This is a genomic window from Corynebacterium sp. HMSC074C11 (assembly GCF_001809455.1).
GTDB classification, from domain to species: domain Bacteria; phylum Actinomycetota; class Actinomycetes; order Mycobacteriales; family Mycobacteriaceae; genus Corynebacterium; species Corynebacterium amycolatum.
The window spans coordinates 398,186-420,576 of the sequence record NZ_KV797740.1; the positions used below are offsets into that span (position 1 = coordinate 398,186).

A 22,391-nucleotide genomic window follows, 5' to 3' on the forward strand; every position below is an offset into this window, starting at 1 on the left:
CGTGGCATTGGTTACCCCCGGAACTGTATCCTGGGGGTGCAGAAAGACTCGTCACCGTAGACGCCGTGAGTAATCCCGCTCACGGAAGGGCGGTGGCCATACCGGGAGGTAGGTAGCAAGTGTCCACACCTGCTGACAACAACGAGGTACTCAGCCCGAACGCTCAGGTGACCATCACCGGGCGCAATGTTGAGGTTCCAGAGCACTTCGCAGATCGTGTTAAGGCGAAGCTGGCGAAGATTGAGCGCCTCGACCCGACTTTGACCTTCTTCCACGTGGAGCTCCAGCACGAGCCGAATCCGCGCCGTGCAGACCGCTCTGACCGTATTCAGATCACCGCTACTGGCAAGGGGCACCTGGCTCGTGCGGAGGCGAAGGAAGATAGCTTCTACGCTGCACTGGAGTCTGCTCTGGGCAAGATGGAGCGCTCCCTGCGTAAGGTGAAGGCTCGCCGCAAGATTAGCCGTTCTGGCCACCGTGCACCGATGTCCGTCGGCGAGGCAACTGCTTCGCTGGTTGCAGAGGCTGAGGCAGCGGCTCCGGAAAAGGCTGATCCGTACGAGGATCTGGTTGAGGACGTACGTCCGGGCCAGGTTGTGCGTACCAAGCAGCACTCCGCAACTCCGATGACGGTCGAAGATGCTCTGTCTGAGATGGAGCTCGTCGGTCACGACTTCTACCTCTTCGTTAACGAGGCAACCTCTCGTCCGTCCGTGGTCTACCGTCGTCACGCATACGACTACGGTCTGATTGAGCTGGCAGAGGAAGACGAGAAGTAAGTCTTCATCAAAAAGAGCACGCAATGCCGCACAGAGCTGTGTATTGGTAAGTAATTGCTCACATGAGCCCGTCTTCTCTTAGAAGGGAAGGCGGGTTCGTCGTATAATCAACCGTTGCACATTAAAGTTCGACGTGAATCGGCCGGAAAGGTCCCAATTTAGTGTTTTCGCTCAGCAAGTTGCTCCGCATTGGTGAAGGCCGCGCTGTCAAGAGGCTTGGCAATATTGCAGATCAGGTCATCGCCAAGGAAGACGAGTACGCAGCTCTTTCAGACGATGAACTCCGCGCCAAGACCGAGGAGTTTAAGAAGCAGCTGGCTGACGGTGCCGATGTAGACGATCTGCTGCTGGATGCTTTCGCCACGGCGCGTGAGGCATCCTGGCGCGTGCTGGGTCAGAAGCACTACCGCGTCCAGGTTATGGGCGGTGCGGCACTGCACTTCGGCAACGTTGCCGAAATGGGTACTGGTGAAGGTAAGACCCTGACCTGTGTGTTGCCCGCATACCTCAATGCGTTGGCAGGCAAGGGCGTTCATGTCGTTACGGTTAATGACTACCTGGCTAAGCGTGACGCGGAGTGGATGGGTCGAGTCCACCGCTTCCTGGGGCTTGAGACCTCGGTGATTCTCTCTGAGCTCAGCCCGGACCAGCGCCGCAAGGCCTATGCTGCCGACATCACCTACGGCACGAACAATGAGTTCGGCTTTGATTACCTGCGCGACAATATGGCGCATTCGCTCGACGATTTGGTGCAGCGTGGGCACCACTTCGCCATCGTCGATGAGGTTGACTCGATTCTGATTGACGAGGCCCGTACCCCGTTAATTATTTCCGGTCCGGCGGATGGCGATCCGCACTGGTACCTGGCGTTCTCCAAGATTGTGCCGCGTATGAAGCGCGACATTCACTACGAAGTCGATGAGCGTAAGCGCACCATCGGTATTCGTGAAGAGGGTGTTGAATTCGTTGAGGATCAGCTGGGTATTTCAAACCTGTATGCTCCGGAAAATTCCTCGCTGGTCAGCTACCTGAACAATGCCCTGAAGGCCAAGGAGCTGTTCACCCGCGACAAGGATTACATTATCCGTAATGGTGAGATTCTCATTGTCGATGAGTTCACCGGTCGTGTGCTGGCAGGCCGTCGCTATAACGAGGGTATGCACCAGGCAATTGAGGCCAAGGAAGGGGTGGAGATTAAAAACGAGAACCAGACGCTGGCAACCGTCACGCTCCAGAACTACTTCCGCCTCTACGACAAGCTGTCCGGTATGACCGGTACGGCTGAGACTGAAGCGGCTGAGCTGCACCAGATTTACAAGCTGAACGTCATGGCGATCCCGCCGAATCGCCCGAAGCAGCGCGAGGATCTGCCCGACCTGATTTACAAGACGCAGGAGGCAAAGTTCGCCGCTGTTGTCGAGGACATCCGCGAATGCCATGAAAAGGGCCAGCCAGTTCTCGTTGGTACGACATCAGTCGAGAAATCCGAGTACCTTTCCAAGCTCCTGCAGCGCGAAGGTATTCCTCATTCTGTGCTGAATGCAAAGCACCACGAGAAGGAAGCTGAGATTGTTGCGGTGGCGGGTCGTCTCGGAGGCGTTACCGTGGCAACTAACATGGCCGGTCGTGGTACTGACATCGTGCTGGGCGGTAACCCGGACATCATCGCTGACCTGAATCTGCGCTCTCGTGGTCTGGACCCGGTGGAAACTCCGGAAGAGTACGAAGAGGCGTGGGACGCTGAGATTGAGCGCGTTCGTCAGCAGTCGAAGGAAGAAGCTGACAAGGTACGTGAGGCCGGTGGACTCTACGTCCTGGGCACTGAGCGCCATGAGTCGCGCCGCATTGACAACCAGTTGCGTGGTCGTACCGGTCGTCAGGGTGACCCGGGTGTTACCCGCTTCTACCTGTCCATGCGCGATGATCTCATGGTTCGCTTCAACGGCCAGCGCATGGAAGCGCTGATGAACACTCTGAATGTCCCGGATGACGTTCCTATTGACTCCAAGGTTGTCTCCAACTCCATTAAGAGCGTTCAGGCTCAGGTGGAAAGCCAGAACTTCGAAATCCGTAAGAATGTTCTGAAGTATGACGAGGTTATGAACCAGCAGCGTAAGGTCATCTACGCTGAGCGCCGTCGCATCCTCGAAGGTGAGGATTTGAAGACTCAGGTTCGCGACATGCAGGACGATGTCGTCGACGCGTATGTCAACGGTGCCACCGCTGACGGTTACGTGGAGGATTGGGACCTCGACGAGCTGTGGAATGCCCTTGAGCAGCTCTACAGCCCGACGTTTACGGCGCAGGAGCTCATCGATGGCTCTGACTTCGGTACCCCGGGTGACCTCTCGGCCGATGAGCTGTCCAAGGCTCTGCACACGGATATCTCCGCCAGCTACGACCAGCTTGAGGATGCGGTTTCCGCAATTGGTGGCGACGACCAGATGCGCAACATTGAGCGCTTCACCATCCTGAACGTCATGGACCAGAAGTGGCGCGAGCACCTCTACGAGATGGACTACCTCAAGGAGGGCATTGGCTTGCGCGCCATGGCCCAGGCTGACCCGCTGGTGGAGTACCAGCGTGAGGGCTACGACATGTTCACCGCGATGATGGACGGCATCAAGGAAGAATCGGTTCGTCAGCTGTTCCTAATCCGTAAGCAGGTTATGCCCGCAGTGGAAAACACTGAGGGGCAGGAAAACCAGGCTCCGGCTCTGCCAACGGAAGCTGCTGAGAAAAATCAGCAGATGACCTACTCCGGCCCCAGCGAGGACGGCAGTGCAGAGCAGCAGCGCATGGATCAAGAGCGTGAGGGCAACCGGGCGCAGCGTCGGAAGGCGGCTCGCAAGCGCCGTCGCTAAGCACTAAAGCACACGAAACGCGGTCATGATCCATGGCCGCGTTTTTGCTGTTCCGCGGCGGAACGTGCCCGTGAACGCGCGAACGCGCGGACCGACACGGCAACTACCCAGGAATTCGACCTTTTTGCCGTCCGCTGAAGCGCTGGCGTGGAAGGATTGCAACGCGACACCTTTGAGGCTGGTGTTTTTCGACAGCGTGAGTATCGCAGCGTGAATAATCGGGTCGATGTTGATACGACGCAAATCGTTGACTCGCCGGCGACCCGCGATAATGTCGAAGACGCGGCGAGTAATCGTGCCAAGCTCCTGTCTCAGATTCTGCTCACAGTGCTGGACGACGTGCGGTGTTTGCGGCGTCTTTTTTGCCGCAGGAGTGGCCACGGCGGGCGGTAATGCCGTCATGACAGCGGTCCCGGAAGCAACGGAACATCCGCTATAGGTCGGTGCCACTTTTGCGGTTGGAGAAGTGGCGGCATTAGCTGACTGGCCAAGTTGAATTGTGTGGAGAAGCGAAAAGCCCGTTGCTGGTTCGATGAATTCCCTGTCACTGGATCGGTTCTCAGCGGCGTGCGACAGCGCGTAAGGCATCGGCGCCTGCGATGTTGGTACGTGAGACGTAGGTGCCATGGATTAATCCCCCTAAAAACTCTCCATTGGCAAGTTCCCCCCTTGCTGAAGACCATTGTCCTACAAGTGCTTTAAGTGTGCAGCTTGTGAAGGGGAATTCACGGCTGGCATGGGGGTGGGGAGAAGATGCAGCCGCGAAGTGGGCTGAGTGTCTCGCTGTTAATAGCCCTATAGGTTTCCGTCAAAGCCGTTCTGGTCGTCTATAAATTGGCGTAACGAACAGCCAATTAACACGCTGAACTGGAAAAAAGGCAAACGTGCAGGTCATGCGATAAACTACAGGCCATGCGCGGAATGATTATCGATTACTGTGGTGTCCTCGACGGTACGGATGAAGACCAGGCACGTTGGCGTAATTTGCTGGTAGAGGCGCGTGCAAATGGTGTTGGCCTGGCAGTCCTGTCGAATGACCCAGGTGGCCCATCAGCGGATCCGATTCGCAAGCTCGAAGATGAGGGCCTGGTAGACGCAGTTGTGCTCTCTGGTGAAATTGGCCATGAGAAGCCTTCGGCAGAGGCTTTTAATGCAGCTGCTGCGGCTATTGAACTGCCGGCACGGGACTGTGTGTTGGTGGATGATTCGATTGAGAACATCCATGCTGCCGTCTCTAACGGCATGGTGGGAGTCTTCTATCAGCAGTTCGACCGCGCAGTGGTCGAGATTGCCGGTCTACTGGGGCTCGAGGGCGAGTTCTAATGCGTGTCTATATCCCAGCGACTTTCTCCATGCTTGAGGCGCTGAAGGAGGATGAGCTCTTCCACGCCCGCGGTGGTTGGGGCTTTGCTGTCACTGAGGCGCTGCGCGATTTCTTTACTGAGGGCGATGATGAGGAACTGGCAGATGTGGCCTTTGATGAGGCTGCGCGTGCGTCGCTCCGTCTGCTCGATGCTGCAGAAGAGAAGTTCCCGCACCGCCGAGTAGTCATTTCCGTCGATGTGGAGGCGGAACCGCAGTCGGATATGGGCGATGCTGTGGTTAAGGTCGGCGGCCCAATTTCGCTTGCCGACGTTGCAGCGCTCCACATTGATGTGGAAGAGGCGGAAAGCAAGGTTGAGGCTGCAATTGAAGCCGTCGATAAGGCAGATCTCGGTGACGAGGATGCGGAGCTCACTGTCGGCGATGCGCTGGAGATTCCGCTGGCGTGGTATGACGTAGCTGAGCTCGGCATGGTGGTCGACTTCCTGTAGTAGCGCGTGCTTGGTGTTGAAGAAGGGGACTGGGTTTGGAACCCAGTCCCTTTTTGTATGGCACAAGTTTTTTCTGCGGGGGTATATAAGGCGGGATTGTTTTGTGTGGATAAGCTCCATGTCAAAGGGGGCGCTTCGCAGGAAAGCGGGGGTAATGACAATTTCGCTATTTGTGTCAAAATCATTTGCTTCTCTTGACCAATAACTTACCACTTCGTAGTCTACGTCTAAGTAACCTACGGGCACGTAATAATGGATTGGGCGGGGATTGCCCGCTGATGAACAGTGTTATTACTTGTTCTCCCGTGACAGTCAGGAGGGTCAGGAATGGGACTTAAGACCAAAGTTTCCCGGGTATTCAAGCATTTATCCACGCCACTTTTGCCCGATGACTACACGCAGTTGCTAAATCCGCTGTGGTCAAGTCGCGAGCTGCGCGGTCAGATTGAGGCCATTAATCCCACATCTCCTACTTCAGCAGAGTTGATAATCCGTCCGGGTTGGGGGATGCCAACAGACTTCAAGTCAGGTCAGTTCATTGGACTCGGCGTAGAGGTCAAGGGGAAATACCTGTGGCGTTCCTACTCACTGACAAATGCACCGCGGCCTCATGATGGGCTGCTGACTATCAACATTCGTGCACTCAACGACGGCTACGTGTCCCAACATCTCGTCGCCAATGTAAAACCGGGTACTGTCGTCCGCCTGGCTGCCCCGGCTGGGGATTTCCATCTTCCGGAGCCACTCCCAGCCCGTATTGCGTTTGTTACCGCAGGCTCCGGCGTAACTCCTGTGATTTCCATGCTGCGTGATCTTTCAGCTCGCAATGCATCAGTGGAAGTCGAACACATTCACTCCTACCGCGGCGAGGCAGAAGCTGTGTTTGTCAACGAACTCCGGGAGCTGGAACAGCGCAGCGCTATTAGCGCGTTGAAGTATCGCCTGCATGCCTGGAATACGGAGACGCAGCCGCGGATTGACGCTGCTGCGGTTACCGACATCATTGCTGACTTTGGAGCGCTGGCATCGTCGGCAAGCGCCTATGCCTGTGGTCCGGTTGAACTGCTGAAAAGCCTTGAGTCGGAGTTCCCCGAGCTGCGGACGGAACGTTTCACCGTTGACCGCTCGGCGGCGGAGGAGGCCGGTGGCACGGTGAGTTTCGGCAGCCGAGGAGATGTCGACGTAGACGGTGCAACCACCATCCTGGAGGCGGCCGAGCGCGTCGGGGTCGACCTGCCGTACGGCTGTCGGATGGGAATTTGTGCGACCTGCGTGCAGCAACTCTCCGACGGCGCAGCGCGGGACATCCGCACCGGTGCGACGTTTGTGGCGGGCGAGCGGGTCCGAACGTGCGTCTGTGCGCCGGCGGGGCACGCGCGTATCGAACTGTAAGTTCGCCCCACATCTATCTCAACCTGCATTAACCAGGAGAAACTACCTAAAGGAGTTGGGACCCTTCCCATGGCAATTTCCGATATCGCATCGTATGCGCACTTGAGCGAAGAAGACGTCGCAGAGATTGGGCGTCGGTTTGCGGAAATCGAAAAGCAACACCGCGATTCGCTGGGGCAGAAGGATGCTCGCTACATCCGCACGCTCATCCGCATTCAACGCACCCTTGAGGTGACTGGTCGAGGTCTGCTGATGGTACCGACCGCAGGCATGGCCCTGAACAAATTGGGGCTGCTGCCGAGGTCGTGGAAGAACACCGCACACTGGGGTTTCAAACGGGCGGGCATCTCAGCGCTGGGGCTGGCAAAGATTTTGGAAAACCTCGAAATCGGCCACAACACCATGCACGGTCAGTGGGACTGGATGAATGACCCCGAGATTCACTCGGCCACCTGGGAGTGGGACAATTCCTGCCCATCGAGCGGGTGGAAGCACTCCCACAACTTTGTCCACCACAAGTACACCAACGTGTTAGGTATGGACAACGATGTGGGATACGGCATTCTCCGGGTGACTCGTGACCGCCGTTGGAAGCCATCGACGCTGTTGCAGCCGGTGACAAACGTGGTCTTGGCCAGCCTTTTTCAATGGGCAGTGGCTTTCTACGACGTTGAGCTCGGGCGTGTGTTTGCAGGCAAGAAATCCTGGGATGAGGCCCGGCCGCAGCTCATGGAGGTTCTCAACAAGTCGGGGCGCCAGGTGATCAAGGACTACGTTCTCTTCCCGGCGATGGCGGGTCCGCGTTACCGCGAAGTGGCATTTGCGAATATGATGGCCAACCTCGCCCGTAATCTGTGGGCCTACGCTGTCATCTTCTGCGGACACTTCCCGGATGATGCCGAGACTTTCACCAAGGAGCAGTACAACACCGAGGACAAGAGTGAGTGGTATTTGCGCCAAATGCTGGGCTCGGCGAACTTCCACGGTGGGCTGGCGTTGTCGGTGCTCTCGGGAAATCTGAATTACCAGATTGAGCACCACCTCTTCCCAGACATGCCATCCAACAGGCTCGCGCAGATTTCGAAGCAGGTTCAGCAGATTTGCCGAGAATACGACCTGCCATACAACACGGGGTCGTTCCCGAAGCAGTTCTTCCAGGTCCAGCGCACACTACTAAAGTTGTCGCTGCCGGATCGCTTCTTAGTCGCTGACCCGGACAACGCCCCAGAGGTGCGTTCGGAGGCGGCGTTCAAGAAGTATCCGCAGGTTGAAGCGGAGCTCCAGTCCAGTTCCCCGCAACGCAAGGGCTTAGCGACGGGCCTGCGAATGCTCCGCCGTCTTCGCCCAGGCGTCCGGGAAATTGTCCGAGCCTATACAGGTCGCTCAACGCACACTGCTGGGCGCGGTTAGCCCTCGACCCGCTTGCGGACTGCAGCTGCGGCTGCCGGTTCGCGGTTCCATGGCATTGATTGTTTGTGGGGGAGCCGTAGCCAGGCGCGAATTATGGTCACAGTTAGTGTCGCAGTTGCACCAGCGAGGAAGAGCGCTAAGTAAGCCGAGGAATTCTGGCCGGTAAACTCCACGGTCACGATCAGTGCGAAAAGTGGAGCTGCCATGGACGCCGACAGGAAGGCCGCCGCGCCGAGAATTGCAAAGTCGCTCAGCGGAATTGAGGGCATCAATGGTTGTACGAAGCAGCCGATGATGAAACCGCTGAGCGCGCCAAGGGCAAAGCCGGGAGTTAACAGACCACCGACGGCACCCGAACGAAAAGTAACTAGAACCGCGACAGTTTTCGCGATCAGCAGCATGACCGCAAACCCCAGCAGTGGGCGATCCATGAGAACTGTGGTCGCAGCGATGCGGCCGTTGCCCAATACTTCTGGAATCCATAGCGAGATCACACCAACTAGCGTGAACGCGAGGGGGATGGCCCAGGCAGAATGCCAGCCAGTCGGTGCCTTGTCTAACACCCGCGAGCTGAGAATGCGAAATGCGTAGCCAATGGCGCCGCAGATAACGCCGAGGAGCAGTGCCGCACCGAGGTTGCCCCAGCCGTCTGAGAGATTGATTGGGCTGTAGAGCGGGCTACTGCCGACCACGATGCCCGACGTCACCGTGGCAATGGCTGAACACGCCAGTACCACCATCACCGCGGTAATGCTCAGTGAGCCCAGCAGAATCTCCAACGAGAAAACCGCTCCGGCCAGCGGGATGTGATAAATCGCCCCCAGGCCGGAACCGGCCGCTGCTGCGACCAGAATACGGCGGTGTAGCGGATCGATGCGTAGTCGATGCGACATCTGCGAGGCCACCATTGCACCTAGCTCACGCGGGGCATTCTCGCGTCCCATGGATGCACCTGCGGCTACGGTCGCCATCTGTAAAAACACATTGACAAGAGTCGACCACACAGGCATGAGACGGCCGTGCATGCCCGCCTCAACGCTTTCAATGGGCTTCGCCTTTGTGCGCAAAGCAGCCCACATTGGTCCTGCAATCAGCCCCGCCAACACGATCCCGACAAAGCGCTGTAGGCCGGTGGTGCCATCGGTTACGACCGCTACGTCACCCTCGTGCTGCCCGTAGACCGCGTACTCGATTCCGTGCATAATCAGCGCGAGCCCGGCTGCTCCGAGCCCCGTCGCAAGACCCACGATAAGTGTGTAGATGCACAGTCGAATCCAGCTGCCGGGAGCGGGGTAGAGACCGGAGTCCTCTTTGTTCGACTCAGCACTTGCCGAGGCTTCAGAGGACGACTCCGCAGAATTGGTGTGGCTAGTCTCTTTCAATGTCCAGCTCCCAGTCCTCGTTGTCGCTGATAGCGATCAATAGACGACGCACTGCCATCGCTCGACGGTGCTGAACTCCCTCCAACTTGTCCAGGGCGCACTCTGGATCCGCGGGTGGTCCCAAATGGGTGCAACCACGTGGGCATTCATCTGTTGCCGCCTGGATATCTGGAAACGCCGCCAGTAGCGTCTCCGGTGTCACATGAGCCAGGCCAAAGGAACGAATGCCCGGGGTATCAATGATCCACGAGGGCGCGCTGTTTTCGCTTTCCGACGGCAACATCAGCGCCACCGACTGCGTGGAGGTATGGCGGCCCTTACCCACACCACTGACTTCGCCGGTCTCACGGTTGGCTTCGGGAACAATCCGGTTGACGAGGGTTGATTTCCCAACACCGGAATGCCCAACCAAAGCTGTCACTCGTCCTGGAACATCGATGAGCTCTGACAAAGGAGCCAAGTCATCGTTAATACCGCAGATAACGACATCCACTCCGAGTGCGGAAAACTCCCCGGCAAATTCCTCTGGGTCAGCCAGATCAGACTTAGTCAGACAGAGCACGGGACGGACACCGCCGGCGTAGGCCGCGACCAGCGCGCGTTCGACAAAACCGGTGCGGGGTTCAGGATCGGCGACTGCACACACAATGAGTAGCAGGCTGGCATTGGCCACGACAATGCGCTCATACGGGTCATTGTCATCAGCGGTGCGACGCAAAACCGTGCTGCGCTCTGCCAGCTTGACGATGCGGGCCAGTGTGCCCTCACGGCCGCTGACATCGCCGACGACACCGACACGGTCACCGACAACGATATTGGTGCGGCCGAGCTCGCGGGCACGCATGCATGTCACTGCAACATCAGCGTTGTTATCGAGGACTACACCCCAACGACCACGATCCTTGGTCACCACCATGCCCCAGTGGGCATCGGCGTGGCTGGGGCGATCCTTCGTCCGTGGCCGAGACCCTCTACCGGGGCGGATGCGTACATCGGACTCGTCCCATTGCCGTCCACGCCTGCGTGCCGCCACTGTTATTTCCCTGCCTCGGTTCCGTTCTCCATGCCATCAAGTCGAGTGTCGACCGACTTTTCCAACGAGCTAGGGCTGGGGGAGGCCAGTCCGAGCATCTCCAGCCAGCGCAGGTCGAATCCAGGCATGGTCTTAGCGGTGGTACTGATGTTTTCGACTTCCACGTCCTCCGTGCGCAGGCCAACAATGGCACCAGCGGTGGCCATTCGATGGTCGGCGTAGCTGTGCCAGAGGCCACCGTGGAGCGGAACGGGGTCAATCGCAATGCCGTCGTCAAGCTCCGTAGCGCGACCGCCGAGGCGGTTGATTTCCGTGGTGAGCGCGGCAAGACGGTTGGTTTCGTGACCGCGCAAGTGTGCAATACCCGTCAGCTCGGTGCGGGTGGTGGCCAGGGTGGCGATGGCAGCGACCGTTGGGGTCAGCTCGCCAATCTCGGACATGTCCATCGTGATTCCGCGCAGCTCCGACGGCTTTGGACCCACGACGGTGAGGCTGGTGCGGCCGCCCTCGTGACGGTTGAACGTCACAGTAGCGCCCATAGCGGTGAGGATCTCGCGGATGCGGTTGCCCGGCTGCGTGGTGTGCTCTGGCCAGTCGGGCACGGTGACGCTGCCACCAGTGACAGCCGCAGCGGCCAGGAAGGCGGCAGCGTTGGACAGGTCGGGCTCGATTTGCCAAGTACGACCCATCATTTCGGTGGGGCGAATGGTGAACGTTGTGCGTGATCCCTCAGGTGCGTCGGCCGTGGTCTCCTCGATCTGCACACCGGCCTCGCGAAGCATGTCCAGGGTCATGTCAATGTGCGGGCGGGATGGAATCTCACCGGTCGGGTGAAGTACGAGGCCACGGCCATAGCGCGGCGCTGACAGCAACAGGCCAGAGACGAACTGGCTTGAGGCCGAAGCGTCAATTTCCACTTCGCCGCCGATGTCCGGCAGATCTTGCTCTTGGACCGAGTCACCGAGGCGGTTGCCCTGGTTCGGACCCTGTGGATTGACCGTGAAAGGAAGCCCATTTCCAGTGATGTTCACACCGAGGCCGCGCAGGGCATCCAGCACGGCCGACATCGGGCGAGCCTTGGCCTCTACGTCGCCCTCGAAGAACACCGACCCCTGCGCAAGAGCTGCGATAGGCGGCACGAAGCGCATAACCGTACCTGCAAGGCCACATTCCACGACACCACCGCGGAGCATGCGTGGAGTGACACGGAGCGTGTGGTTCGGGGCACCCGAATATGTCGAGTCGGCACTGATGTCAGTTCCCAAGGCCTGCAGTGCGCGAATCATAAGATCGGTATCGCGAGAGCGCAGAGCACCATGGATAACCGATGGGGTCGAAGATAGCGCCGCGATGACAAGAGCACGGTTCGTAATCGACTTCGAGCCGGCAATCTGCACCGTGGCGCTAAAAGGCTGTCGACCGGATTCGGCACCGTCGACACTTACAGTAGGGGCGGACCAATTCTGATTTTGGGAACACACACAACCAATTATGGAACACTTTCACTCCATACCTCGACTAGAGGGGGAGTCATCGGCACAATCAGTTGGTATGTGTGGTCGTTTCGTCAATTTCGCAGTCGCCGAAAAGCTGCTCAGCACCACGGCTGAAATTCCCGGTTTGGCGCCCGTGCGTGCCGACGGCCCGTTGCCCACCTCCCGCTACAACATCGGCCCGACCATGCCAATAGTTGCTCTTGCCCGCGAGCATCCCGGCCGCACAGGAACCATTGCAGCCGCCGTGCGCTGGGGTTTAATTCCGCAGTGGGCCCGCGAAGTGCCAACGACACCTTTCTTCAACGCCCGTGCGGAAACCTGGCAGTCCAAACCGACTTTCCGGGACGGCCTTCCCTGCGCAATCCCCATGAACGGTTGGTATGAATGGAAAAATCGCCAGCCCTACTTCGTCAGCTTCGGTGATGATGCACCGCTTTTCACCGTCGCGGGTCTGTGGGCACGCTGGGGAGATATAGTCTCCGCCACAATTCTCACCACCGACGCCGTGGGACAGCTCGCGGATCTGCATCATCGTATGCCGCGCGTGCTTGCCGACGACGAAGTCAGCGATTGGCTGGATCTCTCGGCCTGGGCAGCAAACGGAGATGTTGGCGTGACCAGCGCCGAGGTGGTGGACAAACTGACCATCCGACCGGTCAACCGCGCCGTCGGCAATGTTGCGAATGAAGGGCCGCACCTGTTGGATGAGCCCGATGGCGCGGTACCCGGCCACAACGAGGAGCTGTTTTAAGGCCGTATCAGCGGGGAGGTTGCAGGAGTAGCCGCAGGATTAGCGGGCGATGTCGGCGACCGTGGCGTCGCAAAGCGAAACCAAATCAGCGGGTGACAGTTCGATGTCCCACCCGCGGCGACCACCGGAGACGAACACAGTGTCGGAGAGAGTGGCTGTCTCATCAATGACGGTGGGGAGCTTGCGGCGACCGCCAAGCGGGGAGATGCCGCCGGGAATGTAGCCGGTGGCAAGTGACGCGTCATGGGGGTCGGCCATCGTGGCCTTGGAAGCCCCGATAGCCGCGGCGGCGGCCTTGAGGTTGAGCATTCCGGTGGCGGGAACGACGGCGATGGCCAGCCCAGTGCGTTTGCCGGATAGCTCGATAATGAGAGTTTTGAAGATGCGTTCGGGCTCGATGCCGAGGTGCTCTAGCAGCCAAGAGGCGGCCTCTTCGCCGAAGTTGTCGCTGCCGTGGGGGAATTGGTGAACGTGGAAGTCGATTCCGGCGTTCTGACAGAAGGCGATGGCCGGGGTGGCGGCAGCGGATTTTTTGGCGGACTTCTTCGACATAATTTCCCATCGTTGCACATCAGCGCAATTACGCTACGAAATGCCTGGTGACGGGGGTCTGCCGACTCGTGGGTGCGGATGTTTTAGGATAGGTAGCATGTCAGGTGATCAGACAGGAACATCGGCCATCCGGACTGATGAGTCGGATGAGGAGCTTGCGCAGCGCTTTGAGCGTGATGCCATGCCTCTTTTGGATCAGCTCTATGGAGCGGCGCTGCGGATGACACGCAACCCCGCCGATGCCGAAGACCTGGTGCAGGAGACCTATATAAAGGCTTTTCAGGGCTTCCGCTCCTACAAGCCGGGCACGAATCTGAAAGCATGGCTCTACCGCATTCTGACGAATGCGTACATCAACAACTACCGCAAGGCGCAGCGTCGTCCTGCCGAGTACGCCACCGATGACATCACCGATTCACAGATCGCGGAAACCGCGTCGCACACTTCGATAGGGCTGCGCTCTGCTGAGGTTGAAGCGCTGGAAAAGCTTCCTGACGAGGAAATTCGTGACGCTTTGATGAGTCTCAAAGAGGATTACCGGATGGTGGTCTACTACGCCGATGTCGAGGGATTGCCCTACAAGGAAATCGCCGAAATCATGGGCACACCCATCGGAACTGTGATGAGTCGGCTCCACCGTGGAAGAAAACAGCTCCGAGACGCGTTGCACAACGTAGCCGTGGAACGTGGATTCTTGAAAGAAGAGAAGGGAGATTCTCCGCGATGAGCCGAGAGTCGAGCCAAGATATGGAGCAGACGCCAGAGCGCGGGCACGCCTGTGAAGATGCTTTCTGTCAGGATGTCCACTCGCGCCTACACGCATTTTTGGATGGCGAGTGTGATTCGGAGGAGCGCCGCTTTCTCGAGGAACACATTCACAAATGCCCTCAGTGCTTAGAAGAGTTCGGTTCCGAGCAAGCTATCCGACGGCTGCTGCGCCGGTGCTGCCAGCAACCTGCCCCTGAGGACCTCCGCCAGCGCATTACCACCCGCATACGCGTGTCCTATACGCGGGTGGAGTACCGCAGGTAGTTGCTGGCGGCTAGGTTTTGGCGTGTATTCCTTTGATGCTTAATGCGATGTTTCGTAATGCGGTAGTGCGAAATACGGAAAATCCCAGGTCATGGAGATGTGGCCTGGGATATTTTTGTGGAATTATTTGTGGAGCTAAGGGGAATCGAACCCCTGACCTTCGCATTGCGAACGCGACGCTCTACCAACTGAGCTATAGCCCCATTACTTTTCGAGCAACCTAGCTGGAGCTCCTGTAAAAGCTCTATTTTTAGACGTTACTCCCGGTGGGGTTTGGGCTCCAAACTCGCTGGTAGTGATCTGGCGGATGGTTAATCCTGAAAAGCGAGGATGGGGTGCACAAAAAACTCCACCCCGTCCTTCGATGCAATACCGAGTTGTGTCGGGGTGGAGTGAGATGTCTTAGCCAGTGATGGCTAAGACTGCTGTAACTAAGGGCAACTTAGCTGTTCGGACGCTTGCCGTGGTTAGCCTTGTTCTTACGGCGGTCCTTGCGCTTACGGCCACGCTTGCTCATAGCTGGGCTCTCTTTCTATCGGGTTAAACAGGTATCAACCGGTATAGATTACACGGTAAGGGGTAAGTCTTTTAATTAGACTGCGGTGCTGGTGCGAGTGCGACGAGTGCGGCCGCGGTTGCGACGGCGCTTCAGTGCGCGACGCTCGTCCTCGCTCATGCCGCCCCAGACACCTGCATCCTGGCCGGTCTCAAGTGCCCAAGCCAGGCACTGAGCGGTAACGGGGCAGCGGTTGCAAACGACCTTGGCCTTAGCAATCTGGGCGAGAGCCGGGCCGGAGTTACCGACTGGGAAGAACAGCTCCGGATCCTCTTCACGACAAACGGCCTTGTGACGCCAATCCATGACAAACTCCTAAAACATTACGAGCCCCGGGTGAGGGCAGGGTTAAATTTCCTTGCGGGAAGGCAGCTCCGGAAATGGATTTCGTCAGACACGACAAATCGCCGTATCTCAACGAGGGTTGGGGTTCATTCCCGGTTGCCCAGGGGTATTAGGCATCTTGGGAGGGGCTACCTGTTGCATTACCTATGCGACGTGAAAGGTAGTGGGGACTCACCAAAGAGTTTGCGCCTAAAAAGGCGAGACTTGCATGGTTGCACATCCAGTGAACTGCGTGCCTGTCTCGCTGACGGTTTACATGTTTTCACGACTGGAGCGGTTCGTAAAGAGCAAAATGAATAAAAGTGCCAAACCTCACAGAAAAGTGAAGTTTTGGTTAAAACGCCAGGTCAAAACTAGCCTCTTGTGGGGGTGATTTTAGTTTTGGTAATTGCAGTAGTAAGGGTGTATGGCGCGTTTTTGTTGGCTTGTCAGTAAACAGTTACAGCTTAAGCCGGGTTTGCCTCGGTCTTTTGGCTAGTACTGAACAGGCGGCGTGTGCGATCCATGGCCTTTTTGGTCACCACAACGAGCAAGCGCTCGTCCACGGGGCGGGTAGCGACCTTCTTGGTGAACTGATCCTCGGTGTAATCGTCGGCACGCGCCACAAAATTGATTGCGCCTTGCTTAACGCGGATGTTGAGGGAATCGCACTGATTGATGTACTCGCCGTCCAATTGGAGACGAAGTGGAGCAGTAGCGGTGAGCTGGATGTGCTGAGCGTTGTCAACGCGTCGTTCGCGGGCTTCTATGTGGAAGGGGGAGCGCAGTCGGGTGAAGAAACCGGCCAAATTGGCTGCGGCGACAAGCCCCGTCACTCCCTTTAAAGAAGTGAAGCCATAAAACCCCAGGCCCCTGCGCAGTGACACAGTGGGGTTGGTGACGATGGGGAGGTCGCCGAGGAATGTCCATGGATTGGAGTTGGACACCACAGCCATTGCGAGATCGCGGCCAAATTCCTTGCCGTCGATAGTTGCGGTGATTTGTGGCGGGCTTTTGCGCAACTCGTTCCATGCGGTGAAAATTGCCGGCAAATAGCGCACGGCTTTGGCGCGGGTACCGTTATGTCGGAGCTGTTCCATGGTGGAAATGACTTCCGCATCGATGCCGATACCGGCATTGACGACGAAGCATCGCTCTGCTGCATGTCCAACACTAATAGCGCTGCGGGTTCGGGAGCGCAGCAGGCTTGCGATGTACCACGCGGCATCTACGGGGTCGCGGGGAATGCCCAACGCACCTGCCAAGACGTTGGCGCTGCCGGTGGGAATTGTCGCGATGGCAGGAAGTTCAGTGGCAGGCAGTGCGGAGAATGGGTTGGAGTCCATGAGCCCATTGACAATCTCGTTAATGGTTCCGTCGCCGCCGAGGGAAATAATGACGTCGTAATCGCGAACCGTTATTCCCGCCACCATTTCCTCAGCATGGCCGGGGTAAGCGGTGAACATGGATGTCAAGCGGATCCCCTCGACTGAGCGAAGCGCCCGCACAATGCTGGGCATGCGTCGAGCAGAGTTACTGGTCGAATTCGGATTGGAGATTAGCAACGCACGCACAGGCACCAAGAGTAGTGCATGAATAGACCTGTGATGGGTGCATTGGTCGACTTGCCTCCAGAGTGTATTCATCGGTTCTCGCCGGGCTAACATGTAGGGCGTGAGTAACCAGAAAAACAGCAGCAATGCGTCCAAATCGCGTACTACTGACCAGCTTGCGGTAACTGACGGGCCGATGGCCGCACCTCAGGTTGTCATGGTCGGTGCGTGGATCGGTGTCGCCGAATGTGCCCTCGGTCTGGGCTACGGAGTCTTCCTTCTGATTCGTGATTTGATGGGGTACCGCGACGAGGCCGCGGTCATTTCCGGTTGGGGTACCGCGCTGTGGTTCCTTCTCATTTTTGGCTCTGTTCTCGCTGGTGCGATTATGTTGCTGCGTGGCGCCCGTTGGGGGCGCGGGCCGATTATTATGCTCAACCTCTGCTTGCTCGGTGTGGCCTATTACATGTTCCGCTCGAGCGCTTTTCTGCTGGCTCTGCCGACGGCGGCAGCTTCAATTGCGGCGCTGGTCTGTATGTTTAGTCCGAAGGCAATTGACTGGGCTGCCCGCTCTTTTTAAATTTCGATGACGAACGCGTCGACTGACTCACCGCGCTGAACCAGTAGCGTGTCACCGACAACCGCAAGGCGCACGGGCAGTTCCGGCTTGTCCGCATCATTTGCATGAGTGGACTTCGCAGCTGCAGGCAACGGGAGTGTGCCGATAATTTCGAGAGTTGAGGCATTCAATACCGCGACTCCGTCAGCGACTGGCATGAAAACATGCTTACCCCATGGAGCTGGGGTCCCTGTGGCCTCGGGAAACTCGAAATCCGGTGCCAGGGTGCTCGGACGGAAGCCAAGTAATCCACGTGGCGACCACCACGTCATGTGATGGGGGAGATCCGTTGTAAAAGGCGCACGCGGGGCATCGCCGTCGGAGTTAGCTTCAGCCGGTGCTGGACGCAGGGTAGTCTCACCCAGCGCCAATTCAGTTAGCATCGTGCCGTCCATACGAAAAACGCGGATGCGATTGTCTGCCAGTACCGCTGCCGTGTCCTGGCCAATCGATACCAGCGACATATCTGCAGTTACTGGACCAAGGTCAATATCGCTCTTGACTTCTGGTTTCCGCGATTCCTCCGGATTTGCCACCTGCATGACCAGACGTCCGTGACCATCGCAATTGTTTACAACGGCCAGCAGCTCCACGCGTGTGAGCGCACTGATAATCGAACACTCTGGATGTGGCTGCATCTTCGGTTCCGGGGATGCTGGAATCTTGCCGTACTCGACTACTCGGACTAAGTCAGAACGCCACAGCTCCAGGAATCCAGAGTCGTAGACACCCGCGTATGAATTCGAGCGCACGGCGGCAGGGCTGTCAGCCGCAATCGATTTTCGGGTCGCGACATACTGCCCCGAATCGGGTTTGAGTGCAACGGTCTCACCGCAGCCAGCTGCCCCACGAAAAGTCGCGAAAACTTGGCCATCACTGCCCGAGAGCGCACACAGCGGAATATCTCGTCGATAGTGCCAGCGCTCCGTGCCGTCGTTAAGCGAGATAGCACGCACGCCCCGGTCCTCAGCAACGATGAGGGAGTTGTCCATCACCAGTGGCGCCGGGGAGATGGTGTGCGTGCTTGCGCTTGCCGACGATTCGGTGGACCACACCGGCCGGAGAGTATGTGGCATTGCCTCCGGATCGTTCGCAGCCGGGGCTTGCATTGCCGAGCCGGCAGAAGCCGTCGTTTCAGTGTGATCGACCTTGCGGGCCGGGGAAGCGACCCATGTCCAACCGATGACTAGCACTACGGCGATGATGAGAATGACTGATGCGATTCGATTTCGACGCAGTCGGGTCTCTGCAGTGGTGGGCTCAGCGTTGGCTTGTGGTGACTGCGGCACGGTTGGAATGTCCTGTCGACGAGTGGTCGTGGAGAGAAAGGCGGGGGAGTTGGCACGCGCAGCAGTTTAGCTGCGACGATGAGAATTGGAGTGGCCGTCCCGCCGTGAGTTTCGTCCTTGGCCGCGATTGCGATGATGAGGCTGTGAGCGGTTGTTTCGCGGACCTCTTCCGCCACGCCCGCGAGGTGGTCGGGAACCCAACACCGGGCGGGCTGGCCCGACTTTCTCATCGATTCCCTCGGGGATGTCAAGAGCTTCGGCGAGCTCGGGGGAGGTGGAAAACCACGTCGGAATCTCGGCCATGTCCAGGTCGAGAGCATCTGAAATAGCCTTCCACTTTGCGGTCTCATCCCAGCCGACGAGTGTAACGGCGACACCGCTGTGTCCCGCGCGTCCGGTGCGGCCGATGCGGTGGACATAGGTCATTTCGTCATCGGGCACCTGGTGGTTGATGACGTGGGTGACATCGTCGATGTCGATACCGCGAGCCGCGACATCGGTTGCGACCAGAACGTCGACATCGCCATTGCGGAACGCCGTCAGTGAGCGCTCACGTGCAGGCTGGCCCATATCGCCGTGGACGGCGGTGACCAGGAAGCCCCGCTCACCGAGCTGCTCAGCAACGGAGGCGGCACCACGCTTCGTACGGGCAAAAATGATGGTGCGACCACGACCGTTGGCTTGCAGGATGCGGGCGATGACTGAAACCTTATCCATTTGGTGCGATTGGAAAACAATCTGCTTAGTGGTCTCATGGACTGTGGCCTCTTCCTCGCCTGATTCAGCGCGGATGTGCACCGGACGATTCATAAAGGTACGTGCGAGAGTCAGAATTGGGCCCGGCATTGTTGCCGAGAAGAGCATGGTCTGACGTTCATCCGGCACCGCAGCCAGAATCTTCTCGATGTCCGGCAGGAAACCCAAGTCGAGCATTTCGTCGGCCTCGTCGAGAACCAAAATTTTTACGCCTGACAGCTCTAGATTATTGCGCTGGTAAAGATCGATGAGGCGGCCCGGAGTGCCGACGATGATGTCCACGCCACGGTCTAGCTGTTCAATCTGTTCCTCATAGGGGCGGCCACCGTAAATGGTGCATACACGCAGATTGGTTGAGTGCGCAGCGCGGGCTAAGTCCTCACCGACCTGCACGCACAGCTCACGGGTGGGGACGACGATGATTGCGCGGGCAGTGCCATCCGGTTCTGGAATGCGGGCGTCATCAAAGACGCGGTCAATGAGGGGGACACCAAAACCAAGAGTTTTTCCCATGCCAGTACGGGCTTGGCCGATGATGTCCGTGCCGTCGAGCGCCAAGGGCAGCGTCAGTTCCTGGATGGCAAATGTGCGGTTGATTCCTTCGTCGGCGAGTGCGTCGCAGATTTCCGCGGCGACCCCCAATTCGACGAATGTCGGGGACTGGGACTCTGCCACGGCGACTCCTTTGCTGTTTGTAACCTCACGTGACACGACGGCTTAATCGGTCTCTCTAATCCTAGCCGCTTTGGGAATGGTTATGATGTCACCTATGGACATCACTATTGGATTTGCAGACAATACGCGTGAGCTGAGCATTGAAAACGTCGCTGGTGGCGAGGAGGTCAAGGCTGCGATCTCCCAGAAGCTGGCTGCTGGCGAAGGTGTGATTGAGCTCAGTGACGGCGCTGGTCAGGAGTACCTGATTAATGCTGACAAGGTTGCCTACGTCCGTACCGGTAATAACGCAGACCGTAAGGTTGGCTTCTTCGCCTAATGACGCAAGAACCCTTTCTCGTACGCATTGCAAGGAGTTGGGGGTGGCGAGCCTATGCCATCCCCGTACTTGTGGTGCTCACAGTCATCATTCTCTTCGACATCTTCACTGCTGAAGATGATTCTTCAGGTTCCGGCAATGGCACTGTTGCCTCGCAGAGTGGCAACAGTCGCCCTGGTCCGGTGCCCGGTGAGGGGTACGGTGATGGCTACGAGGGAGGGCAGTTGCCACCTGGTCCGGCCTTTGCCACGGAACCCTCGGGAAATTTTAAAGATGTCACCGTGGCGCATCCCCGTGTCGGGGAGGGGCGCCGCAATGCGATCAGGTATTCCGTGGAAATTGAAGACAACATTGATGTTCCTTCAATTGGTGGCGAGCGCGCCTTTGCGGAGACGGTGAACTCGATTCTAGCCGATCCACGTGGCTGGACAGCTAATCCAGATTTTTCTTTCGAGGCAGTGCCTCGCGATCAGGATCCGACGATTGTCGTGCAGCTTTCCGCGACTGGAACCGCACATCAGCTGTGCGGAAACACCTTGGGAATGGAGACCTCCTGTTACCTGTCTGGGCAGCGGGAAGGTGAGCCTGGGCGCGTGGTCGTCAGTATCGCCCGGTGGGTTCGAGGTGCCCTGCCTTTTGAGGGGGACCTGGGATTGTATCGCCAATACCTTATTAATCACGAGGTTGGTCACGGACTTGGGTACGCGGTTCACGAGCCCTGCCCGAGGGACGGCGGTATCGCGCCAATCATGATGCAGCAGACCCTGAGCGTGTCGAACGATGAACTGCACGAAATCGACAGCAGCGAGGTCTATCAGGTCGATGGCAAGACGTGTTCTGCCAACGGCTGGCCGTATCCATTTGGGGCGGACGACGATACGGCCGCACCGACTCAGAAAGCAAGGTAGTAGCAGATTATGATTGCCACTCCTCCCGACCGTGTTTTAGAGGCCTTTGGTGCCGAGGGTGAGCCGCATCGTGCCGAGCGAGCTTGGGACAATGGCTGGGTCTACGACGATTCCATTGTCCTTTCGCCGGTACATAATTCGGCGCAAGCGCTGTGGTCTGCAAAGGTTCGCAGCGCGCTAGATGTCGATGGCGTCCGAGTAGCGAAATCCGTGCGTACTAGTGACGGCCGCTTGGTCATTGCTGGGTGGCAGGCCCGTCATTTCATTCCGGGGGGATTCGCGCCACGTGCCGATGAAACCATTGTTGCCGCTGGTCGCGTGGAAGAGTCGCTTGCCAGTATTGAACGGCCGCAGTTCCTCCTTGATAAGGAGCCCGATTACTTTGTCATGTGTAATCGCGCAGCTTGGGAATCTGACCCAATCGGCATCCTCGAGCAGCTTCTCGACGCGGATAGCGTCCCCCGCGCCGATTGCGCCGAGGCTCTCACAATCTCCGGTGATCTTCTCCAGTTGCGGGCAGAGATGGTTGTGCCAACGGAGCTTCTGCAGGTCTGTCACGCAGACCTCGTCGGCACGCTGCTTTACGACGGCACGGCCGCCCCCGTTCTCACCGATATCGTGCCAGCATGGCGTGTCCGTGGTTGGACAGCTGCCTTAGCGGCAGTGGATTGTCTGTCCATGATGGGTGCTGATGAAGAGCTACTGCGACGCTTCGATCATTTGCCGGATTTCGGTCAGTTGCTCGTTCGTGCGATGTGCTATCGACTTTTTGTCCACGCTGTTAGTCCAGAATCGCAGCCGGGTGCGTATCGTGGCCTGTTCCGTGCGGCTTCGCTAGTCCGCGCGTTTGTGTCTAAGTAACGCCTGGCAGTATTCACGGGAGTTTT

Annotated in this window: 23 protein-coding genes and 1 tRNA gene; 13 read left to right on the forward strand and 11 right to left on the reverse strand. The window is 58.0% G+C overall.

Annotated elements, in window-relative coordinates; translation table 11 throughout:
- Positions 1-119: 119 nt before the first annotated feature.
- Together hpf and secA are read left to right on the forward strand one after the other, a co-directional pair.
- The gene (hpf, locus tag HMPREF2614_RS10100) at positions 120-779 is read left to right on the forward strand and encodes a ribosome hibernation-promoting factor, HPF/YfiA family (RefSeq protein WP_038627911.1); all 660 of its coding nucleotides are present in this window, start codon (positions 120-122) and stop codon (positions 777-779) included.
- A gap of 161 nt (positions 780-940) precedes the next feature.
- The gene (gene secA / locus HMPREF2614_RS10105; protein WP_038627913.1) at positions 941-3,643 is read left to right on the forward strand and encodes a preprotein translocase subunit SecA; all 2,703 of its coding nucleotides are present in this window, start codon (positions 941-943) and stop codon (positions 3,641-3,643) included.
- A gap of 3 nt (positions 3,644-3,646) precedes the next feature.
- Here secA and HMPREF2614_RS10110 read toward each other — a convergent pair whose 3' ends face one another.
- Positions 3,647-4,270 (reverse strand): hypothetical protein, encoded by a 624-nt coding sequence (locus HMPREF2614_RS10110; RefSeq protein ID WP_052155585.1) that lies wholly within the window; start codon positions 4,268-4,270, stop codon positions 3,647-3,649.
- Positions 4,271-4,555: 285 nt separating this feature from the next.
- Between HMPREF2614_RS10110 and HMPREF2614_RS10115 the strand changes: the two genes are divergently transcribed.
- The 4 genes from HMPREF2614_RS10115 (at position 4,556) to HMPREF2614_RS10130 (ending at position 8,259) form a co-directional block, all read left to right on the forward strand.
- Positions 4,556-4,966 (forward strand): HAD-IA family hydrolase, encoded by a 411-nt coding sequence (locus HMPREF2614_RS10115; RefSeq protein ID WP_038627918.1) that lies wholly within the window; start codon positions 4,556-4,558, stop codon positions 4,964-4,966.
- Positions 4,966-5,457, forward strand: coding sequence for a DUF6912 family protein (locus HMPREF2614_RS10120; RefSeq protein ID WP_038627920.1), 492 nt, complete (start codon positions 4,966-4,968; stop codon positions 5,455-5,457). The genes HMPREF2614_RS10115 and HMPREF2614_RS10120 overlap by 1 nt, the downstream gene beginning before the upstream one ends.
- A 327-nt stretch (positions 5,458-5,784) precedes the next feature.
- Positions 5,785-6,849, forward strand: a complete 1,065-nt coding sequence (locus tag HMPREF2614_RS10125) for a flavin reductase family protein (RefSeq protein WP_038627922.1) — start codon at positions 5,785-5,787, stop codon at positions 6,847-6,849.
- A gap of 69 nt (positions 6,850-6,918) precedes the next feature.
- On the forward strand, positions 6,919-8,259 hold the full coding sequence (locus tag HMPREF2614_RS10130; protein ID WP_070560912.1) for a fatty acid desaturase family protein: 1,341 nt from the start codon (positions 6,919-6,921) through the stop codon (positions 8,257-8,259).
- Here HMPREF2614_RS10130 and HMPREF2614_RS10135 read toward each other — a convergent pair.
- The 3 genes from HMPREF2614_RS10135 to aroA are packed head-to-tail and all read right to left on the reverse strand — an operon-like array spanning position 8,256 to position 12,155.
- Positions 8,256-9,641 (reverse strand): chloride channel protein, encoded by a 1,386-nt coding sequence (locus HMPREF2614_RS10135; protein WP_038627927.1) that lies wholly within the window; start codon positions 9,639-9,641, stop codon positions 8,256-8,258. The genes HMPREF2614_RS10130 and HMPREF2614_RS10135 overlap by 4 nt on opposite strands.
- Positions 9,628-10,674, reverse strand: a complete 1,047-nt coding sequence (gene rsgA, locus HMPREF2614_RS10140) for a ribosome small subunit-dependent GTPase A (protein ID WP_070560914.1) — start codon at positions 10,672-10,674, stop codon at positions 9,628-9,630. The genes HMPREF2614_RS10135 and rsgA overlap by 14 nt, the downstream gene beginning before the upstream one ends.
- 2 nt (positions 10,675-10,676) lie before the next feature.
- Positions 10,677-12,155 (reverse strand): 3-phosphoshikimate 1-carboxyvinyltransferase, encoded by a 1,479-nt coding sequence (gene aroA / locus HMPREF2614_RS10145; protein WP_080972919.1) that lies wholly within the window; start codon positions 12,153-12,155, stop codon positions 10,677-10,679.
- A gap of 70 nt (positions 12,156-12,225) precedes the next feature.
- Between aroA and HMPREF2614_RS10150 the strand changes: the two genes are divergently transcribed.
- Positions 12,226-12,921, forward strand: a complete 696-nt coding sequence (locus HMPREF2614_RS10150) for an SOS response-associated peptidase (protein ID WP_038627934.1) — start codon at positions 12,226-12,228, stop codon at positions 12,919-12,921.
- A 39-nt stretch (positions 12,922-12,960) separates the two neighbouring features.
- On the opposite strand, the gene ybaK is transcribed toward HMPREF2614_RS10150, so the two are convergent.
- On the reverse strand, positions 12,961-13,473 hold the full coding sequence (gene ybaK, locus HMPREF2614_RS10155; protein WP_038627936.1) for a Cys-tRNA(Pro) deacylase: 513 nt from the start codon (positions 13,471-13,473) through the stop codon (positions 12,961-12,963).
- Positions 13,474-13,570: 97 nt separating this feature from the next.
- Here ybaK and HMPREF2614_RS10160 point away from each other — a divergent pair, with 97 nt between their 5' ends.
- Positions 13,571-14,200 carry a sigma-70 family RNA polymerase sigma factor gene (locus tag HMPREF2614_RS10160; protein WP_016422221.1) on the forward strand — a complete coding sequence of 210 codons (630 nt, stop codon included), beginning with the start codon at positions 13,571-13,573 and terminating at the stop codon, positions 14,198-14,200.
- A gap of 20 nt (positions 14,201-14,220) precedes the next feature.
- On the forward strand, positions 14,221-14,505 hold the full coding sequence (gene rsrA / locus HMPREF2614_RS11425; RefSeq protein WP_038629430.1) for a mycothiol system anti-sigma-R factor: 285 nt from the start codon (positions 14,221-14,223) through the stop codon (positions 14,503-14,505).
- Between the two features lie 130 nt (positions 14,506-14,635).
- Here the strand turns inward: rsrA and HMPREF2614_RS10170 are convergent.
- The 4 genes from HMPREF2614_RS10170 to HMPREF2614_RS10180 form a co-directional block, all read right to left on the reverse strand.
- Positions 14,636-14,708 (reverse strand) — tRNA-Ala (locus HMPREF2614_RS10170).
- A gap of 239 nt (positions 14,709-14,947) precedes the next feature.
- Positions 14,948-15,022 carry a 50S ribosomal protein bL37 gene (locus HMPREF2614_RS11430; protein WP_014300525.1) on the reverse strand — a complete coding sequence of 25 codons (75 nt, stop codon included), beginning with the start codon at positions 15,020-15,022 and terminating at the stop codon, positions 14,948-14,950.
- Between the two features lie 75 nt (positions 15,023-15,097).
- Entirely contained in the window at positions 15,098-15,367 is a 270-nt protein-coding gene (locus HMPREF2614_RS10175) for a WhiB family transcriptional regulator (protein ID WP_005511107.1), read from the reverse strand.
- A gap of 485 nt (positions 15,368-15,852) precedes the next feature.
- Positions 15,853-16,959 (reverse strand): diacylglycerol/lipid kinase family protein, encoded by a 1,107-nt coding sequence (locus HMPREF2614_RS10180; RefSeq protein ID WP_236658476.1) that lies wholly within the window; start codon positions 16,957-16,959, stop codon positions 15,853-15,855.
- Between the two features lie 100 nt (positions 16,960-17,059).
- Between HMPREF2614_RS10180 and HMPREF2614_RS10185 the strand changes: the two genes are divergently transcribed.
- Positions 17,060-17,518 (forward strand): hypothetical protein, encoded by a 459-nt coding sequence (locus HMPREF2614_RS10185; RefSeq protein WP_236658477.1) that lies wholly within the window; start codon positions 17,060-17,062, stop codon positions 17,516-17,518.
- Here HMPREF2614_RS10185 and HMPREF2614_RS10190 read toward each other — a convergent pair.
- Positions 17,515-18,846 (reverse strand): Rv3212 family protein, encoded by a 1,332-nt coding sequence (locus HMPREF2614_RS10190; RefSeq protein WP_070560918.1) that lies wholly within the window; start codon positions 18,844-18,846, stop codon positions 17,515-17,517. The two genes, HMPREF2614_RS10185 and HMPREF2614_RS10190, sit on opposite strands and share 4 nt — an antisense overlap.
- Positions 18,847-18,912: 66 nt before the next feature.
- Positions 18,913-20,277, reverse strand: a complete 1,365-nt coding sequence (locus tag HMPREF2614_RS10195) for a DEAD/DEAH box helicase (RefSeq protein WP_070560921.1) — start codon at positions 20,275-20,277, stop codon at positions 18,913-18,915.
- 94 nt (positions 20,278-20,371) lie between these two features.
- On the opposite strand from HMPREF2614_RS10195, the gene HMPREF2614_RS10200 reads away from it, so the two are divergent.
- Genes HMPREF2614_RS10200 through HMPREF2614_RS10210 form a run of 3 tightly spaced genes read left to right on the forward strand, consistent with a single transcriptional unit; the run spans position 20,372 to position 22,365 of the window.
- A complete protein-coding gene (locus HMPREF2614_RS10200) occupies positions 20,372-20,596 on the forward strand; it encodes a DUF3107 domain-containing protein (protein WP_065423001.1) in 225 nt (74 codons plus the stop codon).
- Positions 20,596-21,504 (forward strand): DUF3152 domain-containing protein, encoded by a 909-nt coding sequence (locus HMPREF2614_RS10205; RefSeq protein WP_070560923.1) that lies wholly within the window; start codon positions 20,596-20,598, stop codon positions 21,502-21,504. Before HMPREF2614_RS10200 ends, HMPREF2614_RS10205 begins: the two co-directional genes overlap by 1 nt.
- A 9-nt stretch (positions 21,505-21,513) precedes the next feature.
- A complete protein-coding gene (locus HMPREF2614_RS10210; protein ID WP_049182185.1) occupies positions 21,514-22,365 on the forward strand; it encodes a TIGR02569 family protein in 852 nt (283 codons plus the stop codon).
- Positions 22,366-22,391 lie beyond the last annotated feature (26 nt).

Excerpts from the sequence above, each read along its gene's own strand:
- HMPREF2614_RS10110 (WP_052155585.1), bottom strand. The coding sequence starts at position 4,270 with ATGGCACCTACGTCTCACGTACCAACATCGCAGGCGCCGATGCCTTAC.
- HMPREF2614_RS10115 (WP_038627918.1), top strand. The coding sequence starts at position 4,556 with ATGCGCGGAATGATTATCGATTACTGTGGTGTCCTCGACGGTACGGAT.
- HMPREF2614_RS10120 (WP_038627920.1), top strand. The coding sequence starts at position 4,966 with ATGCGTGTCTATATCCCAGCGACTTTCTCCATGCTTGAGGCGCTGAAG.
- HMPREF2614_RS10125 (WP_038627922.1), top strand. The coding sequence starts at position 5,785 with ATGGGACTTAAGACCAAAGTTTCCCGGGTATTCAAGCATTTATCCACG.
- HMPREF2614_RS10130 (WP_070560912.1), top strand. The coding sequence starts at position 6,919 with ATGGCAATTTCCGATATCGCATCGTATGCGCACTTGAGCGAAGAAGAC.
- HMPREF2614_RS10150 (WP_038627934.1), top strand. The coding sequence starts at position 12,226 with ATGTGTGGTCGTTTCGTCAATTTCGCAGTCGCCGAAAAGCTGCTCAGC.
- ybaK (WP_038627936.1), bottom strand. The coding sequence starts at position 13,473 with ATGTCGAAGAAGTCCGCCAAAAAATCCGCTGCCGCCACCCCGGCCATC.
- HMPREF2614_RS10160 (WP_016422221.1), top strand. The coding sequence starts at position 13,571 with ATGTCAGGTGATCAGACAGGAACATCGGCCATCCGGACTGATGAGTCG.
- rsrA (WP_038629430.1), top strand. The coding sequence starts at position 14,221 with ATGGAGCAGACGCCAGAGCGCGGGCACGCCTGTGAAGATGCTTTCTGT.
- HMPREF2614_RS10175 (WP_005511107.1), bottom strand. The coding sequence starts at position 15,367 with ATGGATTGGCGTCACAAGGCCGTTTGTCGTGAAGAGGATCCGGAGCTG.
- HMPREF2614_RS10200 (WP_065423001.1), top strand. The coding sequence starts at position 20,372 with ATGGACATCACTATTGGATTTGCAGACAATACGCGTGAGCTGAGCATT.
- HMPREF2614_RS10205 (WP_070560923.1), top strand. The coding sequence starts at position 20,596 with ATGACGCAAGAACCCTTTCTCGTACGCATTGCAAGGAGTTGGGGGTGG.
- HMPREF2614_RS10210 (WP_049182185.1), top strand. The coding sequence starts at position 21,514 with ATGATTGCCACTCCTCCCGACCGTGTTTTAGAGGCCTTTGGTGCCGAG.